This is a genomic window from Chitinophaga japonensis (assembly GCF_007830125.1).
Lineage (GTDB): Bacteria > Bacteroidota > Bacteroidia > Chitinophagales > Chitinophagaceae > Chitinophaga > Chitinophaga japonensis.
In genome coordinates, this window is sequence record NZ_VLLG01000002.1 from 1708261 (window position 1) to 1731288 (window position 23028).

The 23028-nt window shown below is 51.0% G+C and carries 20 protein-coding genes; 16 read left to right on the top strand and 4 right to left on the bottom strand.

Features of this window, described 5'->3' with window-relative positions:
- Positions 1–6: 6 nt before the first annotated feature.
- The 3 genes from LX66_RS06995 to LX66_RS07005 all read left to right on the top strand — a co-directional run bounded on the left by LX66_RS06995 (position 7) and on the right by LX66_RS07005 (position 4074).
- Positions 7–1701, top strand: coding sequence for a RagB/SusD family nutrient uptake outer membrane protein (locus tag LX66_RS06995; protein ID WP_145711245.1), 1695 nt, complete (start codon positions 7–9; stop codon positions 1699–1701).
- Between the two features lie 199 nt (positions 1702–1900).
- Entirely contained in the window at positions 1901–3286 is a 1386-nt protein-coding gene (locus LX66_RS07000) for a Gfo/Idh/MocA family protein (RefSeq protein WP_145711247.1), read from the top strand.
- Between the two features lie 50 nt (positions 3287–3336).
- The gene (locus tag LX66_RS07005) at positions 3337–4074 is read left to right on the top strand and encodes a 3-keto-disaccharide hydrolase (RefSeq protein WP_244620321.1); all 738 of its coding nucleotides are present in this window, start codon (positions 3337–3339) and stop codon (positions 4072–4074) included.
- Positions 4075–4188: 114 nt separating this feature from the next.
- Here LX66_RS07005 and LX66_RS07010 read toward each other — a convergent pair whose 3' ends face one another.
- The gene (locus LX66_RS07010) at positions 4189–4797 is read right to left on the bottom strand and encodes a superoxide dismutase (protein WP_145711249.1); all 609 of its coding nucleotides are present in this window, start codon (positions 4795–4797) and stop codon (positions 4189–4191) included.
- A gap of 245 nt (positions 4798–5042) precedes the next feature.
- On the opposite strand from LX66_RS07010, the gene LX66_RS07015 reads away from it, so the two are divergent.
- The 10 genes from LX66_RS07015 to LX66_RS07060 all read left to right on the top strand — a co-directional run bounded on the left by LX66_RS07015 (position 5043) and on the right by LX66_RS07060 (position 16130).
- On the top strand, positions 5043–5750 hold the full coding sequence (locus LX66_RS07015; RefSeq protein WP_145711251.1) for a LuxR C-terminal-related transcriptional regulator: 708 nt from the start codon (positions 5043–5045) through the stop codon (positions 5748–5750).
- A 109-nt stretch (positions 5751–5859) separates the two neighbouring features.
- Positions 5860–6069, top strand: coding sequence for a hypothetical protein (locus LX66_RS07020; protein ID WP_145711252.1), 210 nt, complete (start codon positions 5860–5862; stop codon positions 6067–6069).
- 142 nt (positions 6070–6211) lie between these two features.
- Entirely contained in the window at positions 6212–7147 is a 936-nt protein-coding gene (locus tag LX66_RS07025) for an SPFH domain-containing protein (RefSeq protein WP_145711253.1), read from the top strand.
- Positions 7148–7164: 17 nt separating this feature from the next.
- Positions 7165–7650, top strand: a complete 486-nt coding sequence (locus LX66_RS07030; RefSeq protein ID WP_145711255.1) for a hypothetical protein — start codon at positions 7165–7167, stop codon at positions 7648–7650.
- A 5-nt stretch (positions 7651–7655) separates the two neighbouring features.
- Positions 7656–8396, top strand: a complete 741-nt coding sequence (locus tag LX66_RS07035) for an SOS response-associated peptidase (RefSeq protein WP_145711256.1) — start codon at positions 7656–7658, stop codon at positions 8394–8396.
- Between the two features lie 44 nt (positions 8397–8440).
- On the top strand, positions 8441–9874 hold the full coding sequence (locus LX66_RS07040) for a glycoside hydrolase family 125 protein (protein WP_145711257.1): 1434 nt from the start codon (positions 8441–8443) through the stop codon (positions 9872–9874).
- A gap of 14 nt (positions 9875–9888) precedes the next feature.
- Entirely contained in the window at positions 9889–11667 is a 1779-nt protein-coding gene (locus tag LX66_RS07045; protein ID WP_145711258.1) for a MutS-related protein, read from the top strand.
- 49 nt (positions 11668–11716) lie between these two features.
- Complete coding sequence (locus LX66_RS07050) at positions 11717–12802, top strand: PA0069 family radical SAM protein (RefSeq protein WP_145711260.1); 1086 nt, start codon at positions 11717–11719, stop codon at positions 12800–12802.
- A gap of 638 nt (positions 12803–13440) precedes the next feature.
- Positions 13441–14013, top strand: a complete 573-nt coding sequence (locus tag LX66_RS07055) for a DinB family protein (RefSeq protein WP_145711261.1) — start codon at positions 13441–13443, stop codon at positions 14011–14013.
- A gap of 707 nt (positions 14014–14720) precedes the next feature.
- Positions 14721–16130: an RtcB family protein gene (locus LX66_RS07060; protein WP_145711262.1), complete on the top strand. Its 1410-nt coding sequence runs from the start codon at positions 14721–14723 to the stop codon at positions 16128–16130.
- 1 nt (position 16131) lies between these two features.
- Here LX66_RS07060 and LX66_RS28560 read toward each other — a convergent pair whose 3' ends face one another.
- The 3 genes from LX66_RS28560 to LX66_RS07070 are packed head-to-tail and all read right to left on the bottom strand — an operon-like array spanning position 16132 to position 17749.
- Positions 16132–16332, bottom strand: a complete 201-nt coding sequence (locus LX66_RS28560) for a hypothetical protein (protein WP_317130563.1) — start codon at positions 16330–16332, stop codon at positions 16132–16134.
- Positions 16314–17255, bottom strand: coding sequence for an acyltransferase family protein (locus LX66_RS07065; protein WP_317130564.1), 942 nt, complete (start codon positions 17253–17255; stop codon positions 16314–16316). The genes LX66_RS28560 and LX66_RS07065 overlap by 19 nt, the downstream gene beginning before the upstream one ends.
- Complete coding sequence (locus LX66_RS07070) at positions 17255–17749, bottom strand: RNA polymerase sigma factor (RefSeq protein ID WP_145711263.1); 495 nt, start codon at positions 17747–17749, stop codon at positions 17255–17257. The genes LX66_RS07065 and LX66_RS07070 overlap by 1 nt, the downstream gene beginning before the upstream one ends.
- A 360-nt stretch (positions 17750–18109) precedes the next feature.
- Here LX66_RS07070 and LX66_RS07075 point away from each other — a divergent pair, with 360 nt between their 5' ends.
- From LX66_RS07075 to LX66_RS07085, 3 genes are read left to right on the top strand one after another with little or no spacing between them, the layout of a single operon-like run.
- Positions 18110–20608 carry an SLBB domain-containing protein gene (locus LX66_RS07075; RefSeq protein ID WP_145711265.1) on the top strand — a complete coding sequence of 833 codons (2499 nt, stop codon included), beginning with the start codon at positions 18110–18112 and terminating at the stop codon, positions 20606–20608.
- 30 nt (positions 20609–20638) lie between these two features.
- On the top strand, positions 20639–21718 hold the full coding sequence (locus LX66_RS07080) for a GumC domain-containing protein (RefSeq protein ID WP_145711266.1): 1080 nt from the start codon (positions 20639–20641) through the stop codon (positions 21716–21718).
- Positions 21719–21729: 11 nt separating this feature from the next.
- Positions 21730–23019: a nucleotide sugar dehydrogenase gene (locus LX66_RS07085; RefSeq protein WP_145711268.1), complete on the top strand. Its 1290-nt coding sequence runs from the start codon at positions 21730–21732 to the stop codon at positions 23017–23019.
- Positions 23020–23028: the final 9 nt, after the last annotated feature.

Genomic DNA, 23028 nt, shown 5'->3' on the forward strand with positions numbered 1-23028 from the left:
ACTGCCATGCAGCATAAGCATATATTCCGTTCTATACGCATCACCCTGTGGGGCATAGCAGGCGTACTGGCCTGCTGCCTTGCAGGCTGCTCAAAGGATTTCCTGGATCGCGGCGCCCTGGATGCCGTGACCAATGAGAGCTTCTGGGAAACAGAAGCACAGTTGGAACAGGCCGTCAACGGTTGTTACGCCTATCTCAAGGGAAAGAATGTAGTGGATATGGAGAAGCTGGCGGATAATGCCATTTACCCGCCCATGTCCGATTATCTGGCGATCTCCACGGGTAACTATGACTTTACGCTGGGTACGCTCAACTCAGAATGGGCGAACCAGTATGCCGGTATTCGCCGCTGTAATCACTTCCTGGAAAACTACCGGAAAGCGCAGGGCATCCGCGATGAAAAAATGAACCAGTTTGCGGGGGAGGTAAGGTTCCTGCGCGCCTTCCTGTACAGCTACCTGAGCTTCTTCTTTGGCGATGTGCCATTGGTGACCAACACGCTGAATATTGGTGATGAACAGGTGTACGGCCCCCGCACGCCCCGTGCGCAGGTGGCGGATTTTATATTGCAGCAATTGGATTCCGCCGCGGCGGAACTGCCCGTATCCTATGATGCGGCCGACCTGGGCCGCATTACCAAAGGCGCGGCGCTGGGCTGGAAATCGCGCGTGGCGCTGTTCTACGGGAAGTATGATGTAGCGGAAGCCGCCGCCAAAGCCGTAATGGACCTGAATGAATACCATCTTTATACAGCCGGTGGGGCCAACAGCTATAACGAGCTGTTCTCCCACAAAGGCAGGCTGTCTGCCGGCGCCAACAAGGAAACGATCCTCGCCAGGCTCTACCTGATAGATGTAGCCACGCACAACATGAGCCGTGAATGCCAGGTGCCGGACCAGACCTCCCGTTTCTGTCCCACCCAGTCGCTGGTAAACACCTACCTCTGCACGGATGGCATGCCGATTGAAAAATCGCCGCTGTACAATGAAGGCGCCCAACAGGAGTACGCCGATGTATTTGAGAACAGGGACCCCCGTATGGCGCAGACCATACTGGCCCCCGGCGCGGAATGGGGCGGCAAGGATGATGGTGACCAGGATGCCGCCCCCTCCGCCATCTTTAACCTGCCCAAGTTCAATTCCGATAAAAAGGGATGTGTAACAGCTACCGGCTATTATTTTACCAAGTATGTGGAGGTGTCCGCGGTAGGCACCTACAATAAAGACCAGAACGACATCCATATTATGCGCTATGCGGAAGTACTGTTGAACTACGCGGAAGCCCGCGAAATGCAGGGCAAGCTCACGCAGGCTGACCTGGATATGACCATCAACCTGCTACGCGACCGGGTAGGCATGCATCATATGATCCTGTCGGAGCTGGCCGCCTGGGGCCTGAACGTGCGGGAGGAAATACGCCGTGAGCGCCGGGTGGAGCTGGCCCTGGAAGGGCAGCGCTACTTTGACATCCTGCGCTGGAAGCAGGGCAGCCTGCTGGCCGAAGATGTGAAAGGCATGAAAAAAGCATTTGTGCCCGGCTATATGCAGCCTTATGTGGAAAGCGTGCCGGTGGATGCAGACGGGTACATGATCGTGAACAGCAACCGGCGCTTCGTGGACCCGAAGAACTATCTTTGGCCCATTCCGCTTACACAGGTGCAACGTAACCCGGCGCTGGGGCAAAACCCCGGCTGGGAATAACGGAGGCTGCAAAAGAATTATGATTTCCGGCATTTTAATTATAAATTAACAACTTAGTGGCAACCAAATGTAATCACCACGCATCCGGAACTTAACATCATTACAATTCAGAAACCGAGCATAGCATTTTTCCTATAAAGACATGTTAATGCGAGGTTCCATCTGACCGTAAAAAGACGAAAATTAACAGATGAAAAGCATGCCAAAACCTAATCAATCCCGCAGGGGCTTTATCAGCAAATTTGCCAAAAGCGTAGTAGGCGCTTCCCTGCTGCCCAACATCATAACAGCCGCAGACCGGCAGCGGAATATCCGCTCACTGTCGCGCGCCAACGAAAAGTACAGCGCCAACGACCAGGTACAACTGGCCGTGATCGGCGCCGGTGGCATGGGCACTGCAGATGTCAATACCGCCATCACCGTGCCCGGCGTAAAGCTGGTAGCCGCCTGCGACCTGTACGACGGCCGCCTGGCGGATGCTAAAAAGAAATGGGGCAACGATATCTATACCACCCGCGATTACCGGGAAATACTGGAACGGAATGATATTGACGCCGTGATCATTGCCACGCCGGACTTCTGGCACAAGGATATTTCCGTGGCAGCGATGAACAAGGGCAAATCCGTGTACTGCGAAAAGCCCATGGTGCACGACATCAGTGAAGGACCTGCCGTAGTGGAAGCCCAGCGCAGGAACGGCAAGGTAGTGTATCAGGTAGGCAGCCAGGGCATGAGCTCCCTGGGTAATGAAAAAGCCCGGCAACTGCTGAAGGAAGGCGCCATTGGCCAGTTGAACTATGCAGAAGGCTTCTGGGCGCGTATGTCGCCCTTTGGCGCTTGGCAATATCCTATCCCGGCCGATGCTTCTCCCAAAACCGTAGACTGGGACGCATACCTGGCCCACACCACCAAACGCGATTTTGATCCGCTGCGTTTCTTCCGCTGGCGCAACTACCGCGATTATGGCACCGGCGTATCCGGCGACCTCTTCGTACATCTTTTCTCCAGCCTGCATTTTGTGACCGGCTCCATCGGCCCCAACAAGGTAATGGCTACCGGCGGCCTGCGCTACTGGAAAGACGGGCGTGAAGTGCCCGACATTATGCTGGGTATGTTCGACTACCCGGAAACGGAAGTGCACCCGGCCTTTAACCTTTCCCTGCGCGTTAACTTTGTGGATGGCACCGGCGGCACCAACTACCTGCGCATGGTAGGCAGCGAGGGCTCCATGACCGTAGAATGGGAGAAGGTAACGCTGTACCGCAACAAGACCTATGCTGCAGCCGATGATCCCCTGCTGCAAACCAAGGAAGGCGCAGCCAATGGCGGCAAGCAGTATGTATACGACCGCAAGGAGATGCTGCCCCCGGAAAAGCTGGAGTATGTAGCGGAAGAGGGCTATAAAGGCGCTCACTTCGATCACTTCTATAACCTGTTCAATGCGATGCGTACCGGCGGCAAGGTGCATGAAGACGCGCTGTTCGGCTACCGCGCAGCCGCGCCGGCCCTGTTGTGCAACGACAGCTATTTCCAGAACAAGATCATTCAATGGGACCCTCAGCAACTGAAACTTGTAAATAAATAAAGCATATGATCATGAAGAAATTATTTATTCCCGCCTTATCCGTATTAGCTATGGCAACTATATCCTGTGGCAGTGGCGCTAATCCGGAGGATACATCCGACTCTGTAACGGTGGCCGGGGATACGGTGACGCCTGCGCCCGAAGTGGATAATACGCTGACAGAGATAGAAAAAACGGATGGCTGGCAGTTGCTGTTCAACGGTCAGAGCCTGGACGGCTGGCATATTTACAAAGGCAAAACCTCCAATAGCTGGGTAGTGGAAAACGGTGTGCTGCACTGCCTGGGCAGTGAAAAGGACAAGAGCGATAAAAGGGGAGACCTGGTAACGGATAGCACTTTTGAGAACTTTGAGCTGCAGGCAGAGTGGAAGATCGCCCCCCAGGGCAACAGCGGTATCATTTACCTGGCTTCAGAAGAATATGCCGCGCCTTACCTGAGCGGCCCGGAGTACCAGTTGATAGATGATAATAATTTTCCCGAGAAGCTGGAAGACTGGCAGAAAACCGGCGCCAACTATGCCATGGGCGCACCGCTGGTGGCGGCGGCGAAACCGGTTGGCGAATGGAACCATACCCGCATTGTTGTGAATAACGGTCATGTGGAGCACTGGCTGAACGGCCAGAAAACGGCGGAGTATGAAATAGGCTCCCCCGAGTGGAAGAACGCAAAGGAAACCGGTAAGTGGAAGGATGCCAGGGGCTATGGCGGCACTAAGAAAGGTCATATCGTTCTGCAGGACCACGGCAGCGAAGTGTGGTTCAGGAATGTGAAGGTGAAAGAGCTATAAAAATTCCAAATAACAAATTCCAAACCCCAAACAAAAAGGAAGCGTTGCTATTAACAGCACGCTTCCTTTTTATTTAAGCACCGATATACCCTTTGGAATTTGGGATTCGGAATTTTACTTCACAGCAGCTTCATAATGCTTGCTCACTTCATCCCAGTTTACTGCGTTCCAGAATGCTTTCAGGTATTCCGGGCGGCGGTTCTGGTATTTCAGGTAGTAAGCATGTTCCCAAACGTCCACGCCCAGTATAGGCGTACCCTTTACTTCAGCTACATCCATCAGGGGATTGTCCTGGTTGGGAGTGGAGGTTACCTCCAGCTTGCCGTCCTTTACGATCAGCCAGGCCCAGCCGGAGCCGAAGCGGCCGGCGCCTGCGGCATTCAGTTTTTCCTTCAGGGCGTCAAAAGAGCCGAAAGTGCTGTTGATCACCTCTGCCAGCGCACCTTTGGGCTCGCCGCCTGCATTGGGGCCCAGTATCTTCCAGAAGAAGCTGTGGTTCCAGTGACCGCCACCGTTGTTCCGTACAGCCGCGCTTATTTTGCCGGCATTGGCTACCAGTTCCTCCAGTGATTTATTTTCATGCTCCGTACCGGCGATCGCTTTGTTCAGGTTGTCCACATAAGCCTGGTGGTGCTTGCCATGATGTATTTCCATGGTAGTTTTGTCAATATGCGGTTCCAAAGCGTCAGTAGCATACGGTAGGCTCGGAAGTGTAAATGCCATAACTCAGTTTTTTTATGGTTAATGAATAAAGTGTAAAAATTACGGGTCTCAAATTTACTGCCTAATAGGGGAAATATCAAACCTGCGGAGTCTGCCGTCTGCCGGCCCAACAATTTAACTTGCTCATATAGGATTTTATTTTAAATTTACAGAATAAGTGTTGTAACAGATTTTAATATACGTGTTTCGTATATCCTGGCGCGTTGGGAACCTAGTTTCACTATTGTTTGTTTAAAACTTTATGTATGAAGTCAGAGAACCCGGGCATGAGACCAAATCTTTCCCTCGAAACCTTGCAAAAGGAAAATGAACTGTTAACAGAGCGCGTACAGCGGCTGGAAAATATGCTGCATCATGTTCCGGCCATGCTTTATACATCTGATCCCACCCACCACACCGTTAGCTGGTGCAACCGCAGCATGGAAGAGGCTACCGGGTTTTCGCTGCAGGAAATGAACACGCTGGGAGTGGAGTTTTTCCGGCAGCTCATGCACCCCGACGATTTTGAGCTGACCGGTATTGCCCGGCAGTCATTTAAGCACAACAAGCAGATCTTCGGCGGTGTGACCCGTATGCGGAAAAAAGGCCAGGACGACTGGCGCTGGCTGGTGGGGATGGCCGTTCCTTTTTCCCGTGACGAGCAGGGTGCGGTAAAAGAGGTGATTTGCGCTTTCCTGGACCTTACCATTGCCATGGATACGGATGAGCAGTTGGCAGACGCCATGAGCGATGTGCTGCGCCGGCAGAATGAGACCCTGCTGAGCAAGCTCACCACCCGGGAAAAGGACGTGCTCACCCTGGCGGTGCGCGGGCTGAATAATAAGGAAATAGCCGGGCAACTGAACCTCAGCCGCTACACGGTGGAAACGCATCGCAAGAATATCCGCTTAAAGCTCAAGGTGCGCAATGCCACGGAACTGGTGGCTCTGGCCCGGAAAATAGGCTTTAACTGACGGCAACAGGCCAAAATTGCCCAAAAAATACCCAAGCTTGGGTATTTTCTCCCCGGGCAAACTCCATTAAATTAGTGAATCATAAATATTAACTGGTACCCCTATTGCTATGATAACCGATGAAAATGCATACAATATTTTGGAACTGGAGCACTCCGCTACAGCCGAGGAAATAATGGCCCGCTACCAAACACTGAAGGATCAATACAACCGGATGAAGGATGCGGCCACTGATCTCAAAACCAGGCTGGCCTGTCAGCTAAAGCAAATTGAGCTGGACGACGCTTTCATTTATTTCAGCAATAAACAAAGGATGTAAGGGACAAAAAAACATTACAGATCATTGATTGTTCATTCGTTGTTTTTTTAGCTCAGCCCTTTCGTCCATTGTTTGTTTGCTCATCTGCTCCATACAGGAAAAGAATTATATTTACCCCCAAAAAATCCCTAAACTACCTGTTATGGACAATCTTTTTATTACGGTGCCCCTTATACTGCTCATAGTAGTGGTGCTGTTTTCCTCTTTCGTGACCGTGCAGCAGGGCTCAATAGCGGTTACCACTATTTTCGGTAAGTATAACCGCAGCCTTTACCCCGGGCTTAATTTTAAAATTCCCCTGATAGAAAAGATATTCAAACGTATATCCATCCAGAACCGCTCCGTGGAGCTGGAGTTCCAGGCCATTACGGTAGACCAGGCCAATGTGTATTTCAAGGCCATGCTGCTCTATGCCGTATGGAACCAGGAGGAAGAGACCATCAAGAATGTGGCCTTTAAGTTTATGGATGAGCGCAGCTTCATGCAGGCGCTGATACGCACCATAGAAGGTTCCATCCGTGGTTACGTGGCCACCAAGCGCCAGTCCGAAGTACTGGGCCTGCGCCGTGAGATCACCGAGAGTGTGAAGGAGCAGATAGATAAAACCCTGGAAGGCTGGGGCTATCACCTCCTGGACCTGCAGATGAACGATATCACCTTTGACGATGCCATTATGAAATCTATGGCCCAGGTGGTAGCCTCCAATAACCTGAAGGCCGCGGCGGAAAACGAAGGCCAGGCCCTGCTGATCACCAAGACCAAGGCGGCCGAAGCAGACGGGAACGCCATCAAGATAGCTGCCGAAGCGGAAAGACAGGCCGCCCAGCTCCGCGGCCAGGGAGTGGCCCTGTTCCGGGAGGAGGTGGCCAAGGGTATGACCATGGCGGCCCGGGAAATGCAGCAGGCCAACATGGACACCTCCGTGATCCTCTTTTCCATGTGGACAGAAGCGATCAAGGATTTTGCGGAAAACTCCAAAGGCAATGTGATCTTCCTGGACGGCTCCTCCAATGGCATGGAACATACCATGCAGCAGATGATGGGGCTGCATAAGCTCATGGAAGCACAGAAGCCGTAACAGCGATATAGCAACCTATGCACAACCCCCTGCAATTGCTTTTCAAGGAAGCCTTGGACGAACTGCTCCTGCAGGGGCACGCGTATTTCATAAGGCAGTCCTACCCACGGGGCAAAACAGGCGCCTCCTGTAAGGAAGCTTTCCTGCTCACACCCTACCTGGACCCGGACGCCGCCCAACAGCACCTGGACGCTATCCGGCAGGATCCCAGGAAACTGCTGTACAATGCGCAGGAGCCGCTGCAGCGGGAAAAGCTCTACAAGGCGGCCGCCCAGCCGGCAGGGTACCGCGTGTACCTTAACCGGCTGAAGGACCGGGAGTGGAAGCCGCCGGCGCACCTGGTAGCCGGTATCAAGCAATACATTGCCAGGGCCGGCTGGCGCCCGGGCAGGGGTAAGCCCATCAACGCCGAACTGAGCCTGCATTTTGGTGAGCTGATCATCCGGCTGCAGAACGGCGATCGTGAAATACAGATTTCCCTCAATGACCTGGAAAAAATATAATCGCTATGTGTTACCATCTTTCTTTTTCCTCCGATATCGCCTCTATTTATGAGCTGCTGCCGGACCTGGATACAACATCGCTGGATATTCCCTTCCATCCCACTTATCACATGGTGGGACAGGCCTACCCGAAATGGCCCGTGGTGACCAGTGAAGGCGGGCGCCTGCAGCTAAAGCAGTTTGAATGGGGCGTGATCGCCCCCTATATGAAAGCGGAGAATCTCCGGAAAGAGCGCAACTGGATGCTGAACATCCGCAGCGAGCGGGTGCTGGGCGACCGGAATTCCTACTGGCACCGTATCCGGCAAAACCGCTGCCTGGTGCCCGCTACCGGTTTCTATGAGTTCAGGGATGTAGGCTGGAAAAAGAAGGTGCCTTACTACATCCGGCTGAAGCACCGGCCGGTGTTCCTGCTGCCGGGGCTTTTCAATTATTCCCATGTGCCCAATGTGCACGGCGAGCTGCCCGGCACCTTTGCCATCCTGATCCGCAACGCCAACGAGGTGATGAGAAAGATCCATAACTCCGGCGACAACCCTTTCCGCATGCCGCTGATGTTGCCGCCGGAGCTGGAAAAGGAATGGCTGAACCCTGCGCTGACGGACCTGGACCTGCAACGGATCATCAGCTATGAAATGCCGCCGGATGCGCTGGAATACTGGCCGGTGAAGTCGCTGTACCGCACGGACCCCTATAGTGAAGCGGTAATGGCGCCGGAAATGTATGAAGGATTGCCGGCCCTTTAGACTCCAACTATTTTTCTATCTTGTGCCTCCATAAGCATTTATCTATGGTAGCAAGAAGAGATTTTATACGCAACAGCAGCCTGTTGGCAGGCGCCGTAGGGCTGGGCTTCCCGAAAGCGGTGTTTGGCTGGAACGGTTTTGAATCCCAGCGCCCCCCGCTGGCGCAGCGCAAGTTCACCAGCCAGGCAGTGGAAAAAGCGATTGTCAGCATAAAAAAGCAGATAGCGGATCCCAAGCTGGCCTGGATGTTCGAGAACTGTTTCCCGAACACCCTTGACACCACGGTGAATTTTAAAATGGAGAACGGCCGGCCCGATACCTTCGTGATCACCGGCGACATCCATGCCATGTGGCTCCGCGATTCCACCGCCCAGGTATGGCCTTATCTTGCCTTGATAAAGGAGGATAAGGAGCTGCAGCAGTTGATAGCCGGTGTGGTGAACCGCCAGACCAAATGCATATTGATAGACCCTTATGCCAATGCTTTCAATGAAGGCCCTACCGGCAGCGAATGGGAAAAAGACCTGACGGAGATGAAGCCCGAGCTGCACGAGCGCAAATGGGAGATAGACTCCCTCTGCTATACCGTGCGCCTGGCCTATAACTACTGGAGGATCAGCGGCGACACCAAAGTGCTGGATGATAACTACCGCAAAGCCGCCCGCCTGATCCTGGACACCTTCAAAACACAGCAGCGCAAGGAAGGCAAAGGTCCGTACAAGTTCCAGCGGGTAACGCCCATACAGTCCGATACGGTGCCCAACAGCGGTTATGGCGCGCCTATGTCCCCTGTAGGACTGATCGTGTCTATCTTCCGTCCTTCGGACGATGCCACGGTATTCCCCTTCCTGATCCCTTCCAATATGTTTGCCGTAGTGTCCCTGCGCCAGTTGGCGGAGATCAGCACGGCCGTATGGCAGGATGCCGCCTTCGCCAAAGCCTGTACGGACCTGGCGGATGAAGTGGACCGGGCCATTAAAGCGCATGCCATCGTGGAGCACCCGCAACTGGGGCATATGTTTGCTTTTGAGGTGGATGGCTTCGGCAACCGCCTGTTCATAGATGATACCAACGTGCCCAGCCTGCTGTCCATTCCCTACCTGGGATATACCACGGCGGATGATCCGCTGTACCAGGCCTCCCGGCATTTTGTATGGAGCAGCTTCCATCCCTGGTTTTATAAAGGGAAATATGGCGATGGCGTAGGTAGCCCGCACACCGGCGAAGATTATATCTGGCCCATGAGCATTATTATGAAGGGGCTGACTACTTCCAACAAGGAGGAAATTGCCGAATGTATCCGCACCCTGCGCAATACCGATGGCGGCACGGGCTTTATCCACGAGTCCTATCACAAGGACAACCCGGAGAAGTTCACCCGTAAATGGTTTGCCTGGGCCAATACCCTCTTCGGGGAGCTGATCATGAAAGTAAGCCATGAGTACCCGGAATTATTGAAACGGCAATACAGCATCTGATATCTTCGCTTCCTATGGCCCCTGGAAAAACATATGCAGCACGTTTGGCAGGCCTGCAGCAGCAGGTAGCGCAGGCCCGCCGCCGGCTGCAGTGGCTCAGCGCCGTGAGGCTGGTGTGCTTTGTGGGCATGCTGGCAAGCGCCTGGCAGTATATTGCAAAGAATTTTCCTGCCGCCTGGCTTTTGCCGCTGGGCATCCTGCTGGCCATATTTATATATGCCCTGGCTAAGTACCAGCGGGAGAAGGATCGCCTGCAACTGCTGCAAACCCTGCAGGAGATCAACGAAAAAGAGCTGCACCTGCTGTCTGCAAACGAATCCCTTTTTGAGGACGGCAGCAGCTTTATCAATGAGCAACACCCTTTCACTTCAGACCTGGATGTATTTGGCCCTGCTTCCCTGTATCAGCATATGAACCGTACCGGTACCTTGCTGGGGCGGGAGGAGCTGGCCCGTTCCCTGCAGTTTCCGCTGCAGGATGTAGCATCCATACAGGCGCTGCAGGCGGCCGTCAGGGAGCTGGCGCCCCGCGTGGAGTTCCGGCAGTTGCTAACCGCACATGCGATGCTGGCAAAGGAAGCGCCCGGCGACCGGGTGGCCCTGCACAAATGGCTGCAACTGCCCGTTGCTTTCCTGGACAAGCGCTGGCTGCGCCTGCTGAGCTGGATCAGCCCCGCCTGCCTGCTGGCCTGCATCATTCTCTATATCTACACGGGCCAGTACTACCCGGCTACCTTATTCCTGGTCATCAACTGGGGCATACTGGGTATATCAGCTAAGAAGATCAAGGAACAGCATGAGCACCTGGGCAGCAAGGAGCAGATACTCCGCAAGTTTGGCCTGCTGCTGCACCTGGTAAAAAAAGAACCGCTGGAAGCGGCCGCCTTGCTAAAAGCGCAGCAGGAGCAGGCCGCGGTGGCGGATGTAGCGCTGCACCGCCTGGCCCGGATCAGCAATGCGCTGGATCAGAACCTCAACCTAATCGTGGGCGTCTTCCTGAATTCCATCGTGTTGTACGGCATCCACTGCGTGTTCAGCCTGGATAAGTGGAAAATGCAGCATCGCCACCAGGTGGAGGGCTGGCTGCAGGTTATTGCCCGTATGGAGGCCTGGAACAGCCTGGCTACTTTTGCCTTTAACCATCCCGGCTATGTTTTCCCTGAGCTGAATGACCACCAGGGGCTGAAAGCCGAAGCAGTAGGGCATCCCCTGATACCTGCCGGGGAGTGTGTAACAAATAGCATTGCTATTGGCCATCCCCAGCATTACCTGATCATTACCGGTTCCAATATGAGCGGTAAAAGCACCTTCCTGCGCAGCGTGGGCAGTAACCTGCTGCTGGCCATGTGTGGTGCGCCGGTATGCGCTGCTGCATTTAGCTGTACTCCCCTGTATATTATGACCTCCATGCGCATCAAGGACTCCATTGCCCGGCATACTTCTTACTTCCAGGCGGAGCTGCTGCGCCTGCAGGAGATCGTGAAAGCGCTGCAAACCGGCCGGCCGGTATTTATATTACTGGATGAGATACTCAAAGGCACCAACTCCGCCGACAAGCTCACCGGCTCCCGTCAACTGATCACGCACCTGCTGCAGTACAACTGTATGGGCGTGATCGCCACCCATGACCTGGAGCTGGGGCAACTGGAACAGGCGCATCCCCAACGCATTAAGAACTACTGCTTTGAAAGCACCATTGAGCAAAACCACCTCTATTTCGATTACCGCATCCGCGAAGGCATTGCCCACAACAAGAACGCTACTTTCCTGATGCAGCAGATGGGGATTATTTAATTTTTGGCGCACTAAAATATTTAGTATTTTTACTAAAAATATTAGTGTTATGACATTGCCTTTTGAAGAAGGTGGTGCACCTGGAAACCCGTATTATAAAGGAAGAGGCGCGCAACTGAATCCGAAGAACAAATACCTCAGGAATGAGTATGCACAGGAGCATCCGGAAGGGATCGACGAATGGTGGCAGGCGGATGTACCTACGCAGATCATAGAGGAGCATGCAAAGAACCTGGTCAACAAGGTGGAAAGCCCGGATGTGGGCATGTGGTATTCCATGAACCCTTACCAGGGCTGCGAGCATGGATGCATTTACTGCTATGCGCGGAATGCCCACCAGTACTGGGGCCTGAGCGCGGGGCTGGATTTTGAGCGCAAGATCATCGTAAAAAAGAACGCCCCGGAGCTGCTGCGCAAGTTCCTGGATAATAAGAACTGGACGGGCAAGCCTATTGGCCTGTCCGGCAATACAGACTGTTACCAGCCGCTGGAACGCAAAATGTTCATTACCCGTCAACTGCTGGAAGTGGCCCTGGAATACAGGCAGCCGCTGGGCATCATCACCAAGAACGCCCTGGTGCTCCGGGATAAGTACCTGCTGCAGCAACTGGCCAAGGACCGGCTGGTATGTGTATACGTGTCCATTACTTCCCTGCAGGAAGAGCTGCGCCAGAAAATGGAGCCCCGTACCACCACCGCCGAGCAGCGTTTCCGCATTGTGCGGGAACTAACGGACGCCGGGGTGCCCGTAGGCGTGATGACCGCGCCCATGATCCCCGGCCTGAACGATCATGAAATGCCGCAGTTACTGGAAATGGCAGCCCGTAACGGGGCTAAATTTGCCGGCTATACCGTGGTCCGCCTCAATGATGCAGTGAAGATCATCTTTAATGACTGGTTGTATAAGAACTTTCCCGACAGGGCGGATAAGGTATGGCACCTGATAGAAAGCATGCATGGCGGGAAGGTGAATGACAGCGAGTTTGGCCGGCGCATGCGGGGAGACGGCAATATAGCAGACCTGATCCGCCAGCAGTTTAAGATACACACCCGGAAGCATGGCCTTAATAATGAACGCTTTGAGTTTGACACCTCCCTGTTCCGGCGACCGCAGAAACAATTAAGCCTTTTTTGATACCTGGTTCACGGACCACGGGTTACAGTGCGCGGTGAGCGGGCAGCAGGATAACAGCCGGCCGCACTCCTTTGTGCTGTGATCAGTGGACTGTGGACCGGCATTTATAAAAAAATTATTAATTCTGCAAAAAAAATTGTGTTGGATTTTGCTTAATAAAAAAAATAAAAATATCTTTGTCTTAACAAATGAAATTAATGTCACGCAACCAACAACATATTATTACTGCGGCGTCCTGTAAGCTGAAGAAGCAAGTCAGGAGCGGGTTGCGGGCGTGTTGCACCAATTGTTAACAGAATAAGTTATCAAGTGATATAACAAGAGTCCCGCAGAGAATGTGCGGGACTTTTTGCTTTAGCGTAGTTAGTAAATGATGACTGAGCACCAGACAAAACGTATTGAAGCAACTGTCTACTGTGTATATATACTGTTAAAGAACAGTTATATAACACAACAGGGGAGTTGTATGTCCAGATATCCACACGGTTATGGTCTAGTATAGTAAAACAGGCATCTGTTTTGATATAAAAGCCCGGCCGTTGGAAAGCGAGCCGGGCTTTTTATTTTTTATAATATAGTTATGTACTAACCGGTACCAACAGATCAGGTAAGGTGCATAACCCCAAACAGCGTAGAACATGAGAAATGTAATTCAAGTAGTCAGAGAGGCTTTGCTGACCAACTTCAGGGAGTTGGATACCTGGTTTGATAAAGAACCGGCTTTACTGGATTTTAAACCGGGACCTGATCAGTGGAACGCTCATGAAGTGCTGGAGCACATCAGCCTTACCAATTATTTCCTGCTGCTCATCATCAACAAGTCCACCCGCAGGGCGCTGGAGCGTAAAAGTAACGGGCATACCGTGATCCTGCCCGGTGATTACTTCAGCAAGTTTGACCAGATAGACGTGATCGGCAGCCAGTCTTTCGGATGGATTCGCCCGGATCACATGGAACCTACCGGGTTAAAGGACCTGCAGGAAGTAAGAGTGATACTGAAGCAGCAGTATGCGCAATGTATGTATAACCTTAGTTTGCTGAAGAACGGCGAAGGGCGCCTGGTATTTACCAATATGTCCGTCAATGATCTGGGCAAGCTCGATATATACCAGTACATCTATTTCCTGACCAGGCATATTGAGCGGCACATCCGCCAGTTGCAGCGGCTGGAAAAGCAGTTCAGTACCAGTGGTATGGAGGAACTAATATAAACGGTCGACCAGCATAATCATCTGTTGTTGTTATTCCTGCTTTCGAGTTCATTTATAGCAGCGTGCCGTCCGCCGGCAGGCGGATGGCGCGCTAACCTATCGTAAATGGCTAAACGAAAATTTTTAAAAAAAAGAGGAAAAAGATGAGGTGATCACCAGGAATCGTTTTATCTTTGTGCTGTATAAATAAATCATCAAACCATTTGTAACATGCGACACATGCATCTAAACATACACACCGCACCAGCGTCCTTTATTAAGAAGGATAATCGGAGATGCCGGGCATGTTATAACTATCGATAGAACAAAGTGATTTGTGCATATAACAACGAAGCCCGGCTTGTAAAAAAGGCCGGGTTTTTTTGTTACCGGAATATGATCAGTGTACCAGTAAACATAACCCGATGCTGCCGGATGACCGGGCATGATTTTGACAAGGTCAGGGTCAGGAGGGCAAGGTATGCCGTAACGTGATGCAACAACCGTCTGCGTTACAAGGCCACCCTGTCCGTGCATACGAGCAGGGTTTTTTCGTAAGATATTTTTTTTGTCTCTGTTTGATTGATCCCATTACCCGCGCAACGCGCCGTTGCGCATGTATTCACCTTTACCAGGGGCCGGCGGCCACCTCACAGGCTGACTGAGCACTGGTAAAGCCCTGAATACGGCGCAGCAAAAATTGTAAAACCATTATATCTGCTACCGTTATGTCGAAACTGAAACTCACCGGAAAAGCGTTACGCAACATCGGCTTCCCAGAGGGGCCGGCCATCAGTGTGGCGATCACCCAAATGGAGCAACGGTTCAGGCACCATAGTGAAGAAGCCGCGCTGGAGATATTGCGGCAGGTGCTGTCAGACCCTATGGCATACCTGTGCGACGATGCTTTAAGAAAAGTAGCGGGCAGGCTGATAGAGGTGAAGGAGGATAAGGATATCCCGCTGAAGGAAATTCCTGTGCCCTATGAAATATATGGCGCAGGCTTTATTGAAACCGGCGCGCTGCAGCAAATGAACAACGCCGTAAGGCTGCCCGTGGCCGTGGCCGGTGCGCTGATGCCGGATGCTCACCAGGGCTATGGCCTGCCCATAGGCGGCGTATTGGCCGCCAGCAATGCCGTTATCCCATACGGGGTGGGGGTGGACATCGGTTGCCGCATGTGCCTGAGCATAGTGGACCTGCCGGTGGCTTCCCTGGAAAAGCGGGCGGATAGCTTCATACGGGAGCTGACTACCCATACCCGCTTCGGTTCCGGCGCCTCCTGGGAAACCCTTACGGACGATCCGGTGCTGGAAGATCCGCTTTTCCGGGAAATTCCCCTGTTGCGGCACCTGCATCACCGGGCGGCCGGGCAACTGGGCACCTCCGGCGGGGGCAATCACTTTGTGGAATGGGGCATCGTTCACATGACCGGCACCAACGATTGTCACCTCCCGCCAGGTATTTACCTGGGCCTGCTGTCCCACTCCGGTTCCCGTGGCCTGGGCGCCCAGGTAGCCACGCACTATACCCGCCTGGCCCGCGAGCTGTGCCCGCTGCCAAAGGAAGCGCAGCACCTGGCCTGGCTGGAGCTGGACAGTGAAGCGGGGCAGGAGTACTGGCAGGCCATGAACCTGGCCGGCAACTATGCCAGCGCCTGTCACCACCTGATCCACCGGCGGCTGATAAAAGCTATGGGGGCGCAGTTGCTGGCCCGGGTGGAAAACCACCACAATTTTGCCTGGAAGGAAATGCACAACGGGCAGGAGCTGATCGTGCACCGGAAAGGAGCTACGCCTGCGGCCAAAGGCGTGCTGGGCATCATACCCGGCTCCATGACCGCCCCCGGTTATATTGTCCGGGGCAGGGGCGAGGCCGCATCCCTACATTCCGCCTCCCACGGCGCCGGGCGACAGTTATCCCGCACAAAGGCCGCGCAAACCATCACCCGGCATGAGCTGAACAAGCAGTTAACGGAGCAGGGCGTGGTGCTGATAGGCGGCGGCCCGGATGAGGCGCCGGCAGCGTACAAGAATATCAACGAAGTGATGGCCGCCCAGAGCAGCCTGGTGGATGTGGTAGGCCGTTTCCAGCCTAAAATTGTGCGCATGGCCGATGATGGCAGCCGGGAGGATTAGTCTATACCCGGATGTAGATCTTTTTCCGGTCCATCCACCAGCCCAGCAGCCAGAACAGGCCTACATGGAACAGGGCAAACAGCAATGAACCAGGGTAGTTGCCGCCGATGGGCCGGAAAACGTGGGTGTATAGCCACCCGTACAGGTTTTGCTGCGGAGCGGTGCGCAGCAGCAGGTAGAGTTTTACCAGCACGCCGGACATGACGTAAATGAAGAGCGGGTTTTACCGAATACTTCGAAGAAGGAGGCGGCTTTTCGCCAGCCCCGGAACTCGATGGCGTACATCAGTATGGAAAGCACCAGCAGCGCGAGGCCTGTTGTATATAAAACGTAGGAGCTGGTCCATATCTTTTTATTGATAGGAAATACCAGGTTCCAGCACAGGGCCGCAAATACCAGCACGCAGCCCGCGATCAGCAGCCCGCACAGCATCGGGTAATCCTTGCCTTTCTGTTGTATGTAGGAGCCTGCCAGGTAACCAAAAATAACATTGCAGATGGCCGGCAGGGTACTGAGAATACCCTCCGGGTCAAAAGGCACTCCTTCCCCTTTGTACAGGTGCTGTTCCCCCAGCAGCCATTTATCCAGCCGCAGGCCGGCATACCCTTCCAGGCTATAGGGATCGCTTTGCCCGAAAGCCGGCAACAGCCACCAGTATGCCAGCAGCAGGCAGCCGACTATGACAAAAGACCGCCGTTCCCCCGCAAAATGGATGATCAGCGCCGCAAACCCATAGCAGAGGGCAATACGCGGCAGCACCCCCATAATACGGAGCTGGGAAAGGGGCTTGAGCACCAGTTGGTTTTCCCCGTTCCAGCGGAAAAAGGGGAACCAGTTCAGGAGCAGCCCTATCCCGAATATCAGCAGGGTGCGCTGGCCGATCTTTTTTAGTGCGGCGGCATGCCCCTGGCCTGCGTACTTTTTCATGGAAAAGCTCATGGCATTGCCCACGGCAAACAGGAAAAAAGGGAATACCAGGTCGGTAGGCGTGCAGCCGTGCCAGGTGGCGTGCTCCAGCGGCGTGTAGACATAGGACCAGCTACCCGGGTTATTCACCAGGATCATAGCGGCCACAGTAAGGCCCCGAAATACATCGAGGGACAGGAAGCGTTGGGAATCGGTCATCAGGAAGCGATCTGTTGCTTTAGCATTTTCCGTGCAAAATGTATCCGGCTTTTAATGGTGCCCATGGGCTCATGGAGCATATCGGCGATCTCGTAATACTTAAAGCCTTCATAATAGAGCAGGAAGGGACGTTTGAACAATACCGGGAGCCGGTAGATGGCATATTGAATATCTTTCATCCGCAGGCTGCTTTCAGCCTCGTTAATGACATAGGAATGCTGCAGGCGGGCAAGGTCCCGGAGCGCCTGCTCCTGGAACAGTTGTTGCTTGGCCCTGCGGCGGTAATGGTTAATGAACAGGTTGCGCATGATGGTGAAAAGCCAGGCACGTATATTAGTGCCTTCCATGTATTTTTCCTGGTGCATCAGGGCGCGGTACATGGTTTCCTGGTACAGGTCGCGGGCGGCCTCCGAATCTCTGGTAAGCACTATAGCAAAAGGCTTCAGAAAATCTGACTGGTGGAGCAACAGGTCAGCAAATTCGGGGGATGACATGCTGGTAGGATTTTAGCTGATAGCTAATTTAAACAATTTCCGGGAGATCTCCTAAAAAATAAACCCTGTCATGTCGGAAGAAACGAGTATTTTGCTTGATTTTCATACGGCTAGTGATGGTTTTTAATGTCAGATGATATCGCAGATACATCGGGACTAACTAAAATTTAATTGTGACCGGGATGAATTCCGTTGATTTCCCCGATAAAAGGCAGGTTTTTCATACCCGGCTTCATTCGGTCAATGCAAATATGTTATTTTTAATAGATTTGCACCTGGTTTGCCCCGACCCGGCAGCCTGGTGATGGAGTAGGGAGGCTATCATATTAAAAAATTCGAGAAAGTATATTCGATAAATTCATGCTTAAGAAGATATTACTGTTACAACTGTGCCTGATTGCTGGTTTTTGTGTAACTGCCCTGGCGCAGGTGCCGTCAACAATGTCCGCAGAACAGTTAAAACAGATGAAGGTGGATGATTTGTCCGATGATCAGGTACGCCAACTGGTAGCGAGGATGAAGCAAAGTAATATTTCTTTCGATCAGATAGATGCGTATGCCGCCCAGAATGGAATACCGGATTCGGAAGTCAGCAAGCTGAAGGCCCGCATTCAACAAATGGGACTGGACAAGGAATTGACTGGTAAAACAAGCAAGGATAGCAGTGATGGGGATTATGATGACCAGATGCGCGAGGTAAATGACTCTACAGATTACTGGAATGAGCGCCTGAAGCGGCTGCAAAGCCGGGAGGACTATGAGCGGGAGTTGCGCCGCAGGAAAATATTCGGAACGGAGCTGTTCAGTAACAAGAACCTTACTTTTGAGCCGAACCTGCGCATGCCTACGCCTCCCAACTATCGTATCGCCGCTAATGATGAATTAATTATAGATGTATACGGCTATTCCGAAGTACAACACCAGTTGAAAGTTACGCCGGATGGTCATGTACGCATCCCTTACCTGGGGCCGGTATATGTGAATGGCCTTACCATGGAAGAGGCCCGTACCCGGATTACCAGGCAGCTCTCTTCTATTTATGGAGGTATTAAAACGGGTAACACCTTTGTACAGATCTCCCTGGGTAATATCCGCAGCATCCGGGTGCTGTTGATAGGAGAAGTAGAGCGGCCGGGCACCTACAGCCTGCCCAGCCTGGCTACGGTAGCCAATGCCCTGTATGTATCCGGCGGCCCCGGTGAGAACGGGTCTTTCCGGAATATAGAAGTGATCCGCAACGGGCAGACGGCGGCAACATTTGACTTGTATGACTTCCTGGCGCATGGCGACCTTACCAATAACATTGTATTACAGGACCAGGATATTGTAAAGATAAACCCTTACAAGACCCGCGTGGAGCTGGTAGGTGAGGTGAAACGCCCCGCTATCTTTGAAGCAAAAGAAAATGAAACCCTGCAGCAGATACTGGATTATGCCGGTGGCTATACCGACAAAGCCTACCGGGAGGTGATACGCGCCAACCGTGTCACAAACCGGCAGCGGGAAGTCGTGAACGTGTCGGCCGATGAGGTGGCCAGCTTTCGCCTGAAATCCGGGGATAAGTTCTTTATAGACTCCATATTGAACCGCTTTACCAATCGTGTAATTATTAGTGGCGCCGTGTTTCACCCTGGTTATTATGCCCTGGAAGAGGGCATGACCGTGGGGGACCTGATCCGCAAGGCGGACGGGGTAAAAGAAGAAGCCGCACTATCCCGCGGCGTGATCCGCCGTTTGCAGGATGATTATACACCGGCTATGATCAGCTTTAATGTGCAGGATGTCATTAGTGGCCGGCAAAACCTGTCGCTGCAGCGGGAGGACAGCGTGATCGTGTATTCCAAGATAGACCTGCGGGAACCGTACCAGGTGAGGATCCACGGGGAGGTGAACCAGCCCGGTCAGTACGTATATGCAGACAGCATGCAACTGGAAGACCTGATCCTGATAGCTGGGGGCCTCAGGGATGCCGCTTCCCTGAAGCACGTGGAGATAGCCCGGCGTATACGCAATAATATAGCCGATTCTTCAGATACCCGGATGGCCATTATCCGGCAGTTTGATATTAATGCGGACCTGAGCAATAACCCGGATGCAGCAGCGTTTAGCCTGCAGCCTTTTGATGAGGTGACGGTGCGTAAATCGCCATCTTATGCGGAACAAGCCAATATCGAAGTAGGAGGCGAAGTATTATATCCCGGTCAGTATACCATCAATTCCAAGCGGGAACGTATTTCTGACATCATTCAACGTGCCGGTGGCCTGCGCCCCGAGGCTTACCCGGAAGGGGCTGTATTGTTGCGCAAAACCTTTGTGAATGAATCCGACAGCGCTTATCTTACCAACAAGCTGGAGGTGTTCTATAATAAACTGGAAGATAGCACGGACATCGCCAGGCTGAAGATCGCTATGGAGCGCAAGGAACAACTGCTGGGTATTAACCTGGACCAGATACTAAAGAACCCCGGTTCCAAGTATGACCTGTTGCTGGAAGAAGGGGATGTGCTGAAAATACCTAAGAAGCTGCAGACGGTGCAGGTTTTCGGGGAGATCTACTTCCCCAAAAAGGTACGGTTTGATAAAAGTATTGGTTTCCGGGATTATGTACGCGGGGCCGGCGGCTTTACTACCCAGGCTTTAAAGCGTCGTAGTTATATTGTATATGCCAATGGTGAGGTAAAGAATACGCGGAAAGTCCTTTTCTTCAACAGCTATCCTAAGGTGAAGCCGGGTGCGGAGATATATGTGCCGAGCAAGAAAGAGCGAAAGGGATTGAGGGGGCCGGAGGCTATAGGTATAGCGAGTGGGTTGGCGTCAGTAGCATTAATTATTGTTACATTATTGGATAAGATTAACTAATCCGGTAACATCCAAATTTATCAGGTCTATATGGAATCCTCAACATCTTTTACACCTATGCAAGAAGATGATACTTCCTTAAAACATTTTATTCTCAAAACAGTAGAATGGATTAAGTATTTATGGCGTAAACGTTTGTGGTTAATTTTAGCGGGAGTTATTGGGGCCGTACTTGGGCTTTTTTTTTCATTAGCTACGGCGCCCAAATACAAAGCAACACTTTCATTTGTGTTGGAGGACAGCGACTCTAACCCATTAGGTGCTTATGCAGGGATCGCCAGTCAATTTGGAATTAATTTGGGAATAGGCGGGAGTAGTGGCATTTTTTCAGGAGATAACATACTTGAGTTTTTAAAATCAAAGTTAATGATTGAGAAAACACTATTGTTGCCAGTTCAAGTTAATGGTAGAAAGAAGACTTTAGCTGATCTTTATATTGAGATGAATGATCTTAGAAAGTCATGGTCCAGAAAGAAAGGATTAAAGAATATTCATTTTCCCGTCTCTTTAAAAAGGGGGAAATTTAGTCTTCAACAAGATAGCATCCTCGGGGTTATACATAAAGATCTACTTAAAGAAAATCTTACTATCGTTAAGCCTGATAAGCAACTTAACTTTATTGTTGTTGAATGCACAACAAAAAATGAAGTATTTTCAAAAAACTTTGTAGAAAAGCTGGTCAATGAAGCAACAATTTTCTATGTGAAGACGAAGACGCAGCGTTCTCAATCAACTATTGACAGACTTCAGGGGAAAGCAGATTCAATAGAGGCTCTATTAAATCAAAAGACATACTCAGTCGCATCAGCTCAGGATATGAATCTTAACCCGGCTAGAAACTTAGCCCGTGTATCCACAGAGGTGGCTGCAAGGGACAAGTATGTATTACAGACAATATATGCAGAAGTACTCAAAAACTTAGAGATCAGTAAAATGGCAATGGCACAGGAGTCACCAATAATACAGATTGTTGATATTCCTACTCTTCCTTTGGAGAGAAAAAAGTTAGGCATTTTACCAGGGATGCTTCTTGGAGGATTTCTGGGAGTATTCTTATTAATACTGGGAATATCTTCTTTACAAGCTTATAGGAAGATTATAACACAGTAAAGCACAGACCTATGCCCTCTTTTTTACATAAAATTGCAGTTATTGGGCTTGGTTATGTAGGATTGCCACTAGCTATTGAATTCGGTAAGAAGTACAAAGTCCTTGGATTCGACACTAACAAAAGAAGAATTGAAGACTTATACTCAGGGAAAGATATTACAAAAGAGGCGAATATAGAAGAGCTTTCTAAAGTACTACGAAGAGAACCGGCACATAACAAAGGTTTGTTCCTTTCAAGTAGTCAACAAAATCTCAGAGAGTATAATACATATATAGTAACAGTACCAACACCTGTTAATCAGTTTAAAGCTCCGGATTTATCCCATCTCTTGAAGGCTACTAAAATGTTAGGGAAAGTATTGAAGAAGGGTGATATCGTTATATATGAGTCCACTGTATATCCAGGTTGTACTGAGGATGAATGTGTTCCCGTACTGGAGCAAAACTCGGGATTAAAATTCAACAGGGACTTTTTCTGTGGATATTCGCCTGAGCGCATTAATCCGGGCGATAAAGTGAATACACTAACAAAAATAAAGAAAGTAACTTCTGGTTCAACTCCTGAAATAGCAGAAGTAGTTGATTCCTTGTATAGAAGTATTATTAAGGTAGGTACATACAAGGCTGTGAGCATCAAAGTAGCAGAAGCATCCAAAGTTATAGAGAATGCGCAACGTGATGTCAATATTAGCTTTATTAATGAGTTGGCCCTTATTTTTGATAAAATAGGGATTGACACAAATGATGTTATAGAAGCAGCGGCAACAAAATGGAACTTCTTGAAATATACACCTGGTTTAGTAGGGGGGCATTGTATCGGAGTTGATCCTTATTACTTAGCGCATAAAGCAGAGGTTTTGGGATATCATCCACAGGTAATTCTGTCGGGAAGACGGGTAAATGATTACATGGGAATGTTTATTGCCAATAAGGTAATTAAGCTAATGATCAAGAAAGGTGAAAAGATAGAGGGGGCACAAGCTCTTATTTTAGGTATTACCTTCAAAGACAACTGCCCTGATATAAGAAATTCAAAGGTTATTGATATATATAAGGAGCTTCTGCAATTTGGACTTACTGTAGATGTCTATGATCCATATGCAGTTAAAGAGGATGTCAAGAAGCAATACGATATTACTTTATTGAATAAAGTAACCCAAAAATATGACACTATAATTGTAGCGGTTGCCCATGAAGAGTTTAAATTTTTTGATTATAAGTCAATTAGAAAAGGAGAGCACACCGTTATTTTTGATGTTAAGGCAATATTAGATCGTAGATTAACTGATGGAAGACTATAAGAATGTAGC

Excerpts from the sequence above, each read along its gene's own strand:
- LX66_RS07025 (WP_145711253.1), top strand. The coding sequence starts at position 6,212 with ATGGACAATCTTTTTATTACGGTGCCCCTTATACTGCTCATAGTAGTG.
- LX66_RS07060 (WP_145711262.1), top strand. The coding sequence starts at position 14,721 with ATGTCGAAACTGAAACTCACCGGAAAAGCGTTACGCAACATCGGCTTC.
- LX66_RS07015 (WP_145711251.1), top strand. The coding sequence starts at position 5,043 with ATGAAGTCAGAGAACCCGGGCATGAGACCAAATCTTTCCCTCGAAACC.
- LX66_RS07075 (WP_145711265.1), top strand. The coding sequence starts at position 18,110 with ATGCTTAAGAAGATATTACTGTTACAACTGTGCCTGATTGCTGGTTTT.
- LX66_RS07055 (WP_145711261.1), top strand. The coding sequence starts at position 13,441 with ATGAGAAATGTAATTCAAGTAGTCAGAGAGGCTTTGCTGACCAACTTC.
- LX66_RS07000 (WP_145711247.1), top strand. The coding sequence starts at position 1,901 with ATGCCAAAACCTAATCAATCCCGCAGGGGCTTTATCAGCAAATTTGCC.
- LX66_RS07050 (WP_145711260.1), top strand. The coding sequence starts at position 11,717 with ATGACATTGCCTTTTGAAGAAGGTGGTGCACCTGGAAACCCGTATTAT.
- LX66_RS07020 (WP_145711252.1), top strand. The coding sequence starts at position 5,860 with ATGATAACCGATGAAAATGCATACAATATTTTGGAACTGGAGCACTCC.
- LX66_RS28560 (WP_317130563.1), bottom strand. The coding sequence starts at position 16,332 with ATGTCCGGCGTGCTGGTAAAACTCTACCTGCTGCTGCGCACCGCTCCG.
- LX66_RS07010 (WP_145711249.1), bottom strand. The coding sequence starts at position 4,797 with ATGGCATTTACACTTCCGAGCCTACCGTATGCTACTGACGCTTTGGAA.
- LX66_RS07045 (WP_145711258.1), top strand. The coding sequence starts at position 9,889 with ATGGCCCCTGGAAAAACATATGCAGCACGTTTGGCAGGCCTGCAGCAG.
- LX66_RS07035 (WP_145711256.1), top strand. The coding sequence starts at position 7,656 with ATGTGTTACCATCTTTCTTTTTCCTCCGATATCGCCTCTATTTATGAG.
- LX66_RS07040 (WP_145711257.1), top strand. The coding sequence starts at position 8,441 with ATGGTAGCAAGAAGAGATTTTATACGCAACAGCAGCCTGTTGGCAGGC.
- LX66_RS07085 (WP_145711268.1), top strand. The coding sequence starts at position 21,730 with ATGCCCTCTTTTTTACATAAAATTGCAGTTATTGGGCTTGGTTATGTA.
- LX66_RS07065 (WP_317130564.1), bottom strand. The coding sequence starts at position 17,255 with ATGACCGATTCCCAACGCTTCCTGTCCCTCGATGTATTTCGGGGCCTT.
- LX66_RS06995 (WP_145711245.1), top strand. The coding sequence starts at position 7 with ATGCAGCATAAGCATATATTCCGTTCTATACGCATCACCCTGTGGGGC.
- LX66_RS07005 (WP_244620321.1), top strand. The coding sequence starts at position 3,337 with ATGGCAACTATATCCTGTGGCAGTGGCGCTAATCCGGAGGATACATCC.
- LX66_RS07030 (WP_145711255.1), top strand. The coding sequence starts at position 7,165 with ATGCACAACCCCCTGCAATTGCTTTTCAAGGAAGCCTTGGACGAACTG.
- LX66_RS07070 (WP_145711263.1), bottom strand. The coding sequence starts at position 17,749 with ATGTCATCCCCCGAATTTGCTGACCTGTTGCTCCACCAGTCAGATTTT.
- LX66_RS07080 (WP_145711266.1), top strand. The coding sequence starts at position 20,639 with ATGGAATCCTCAACATCTTTTACACCTATGCAAGAAGATGATACTTCC.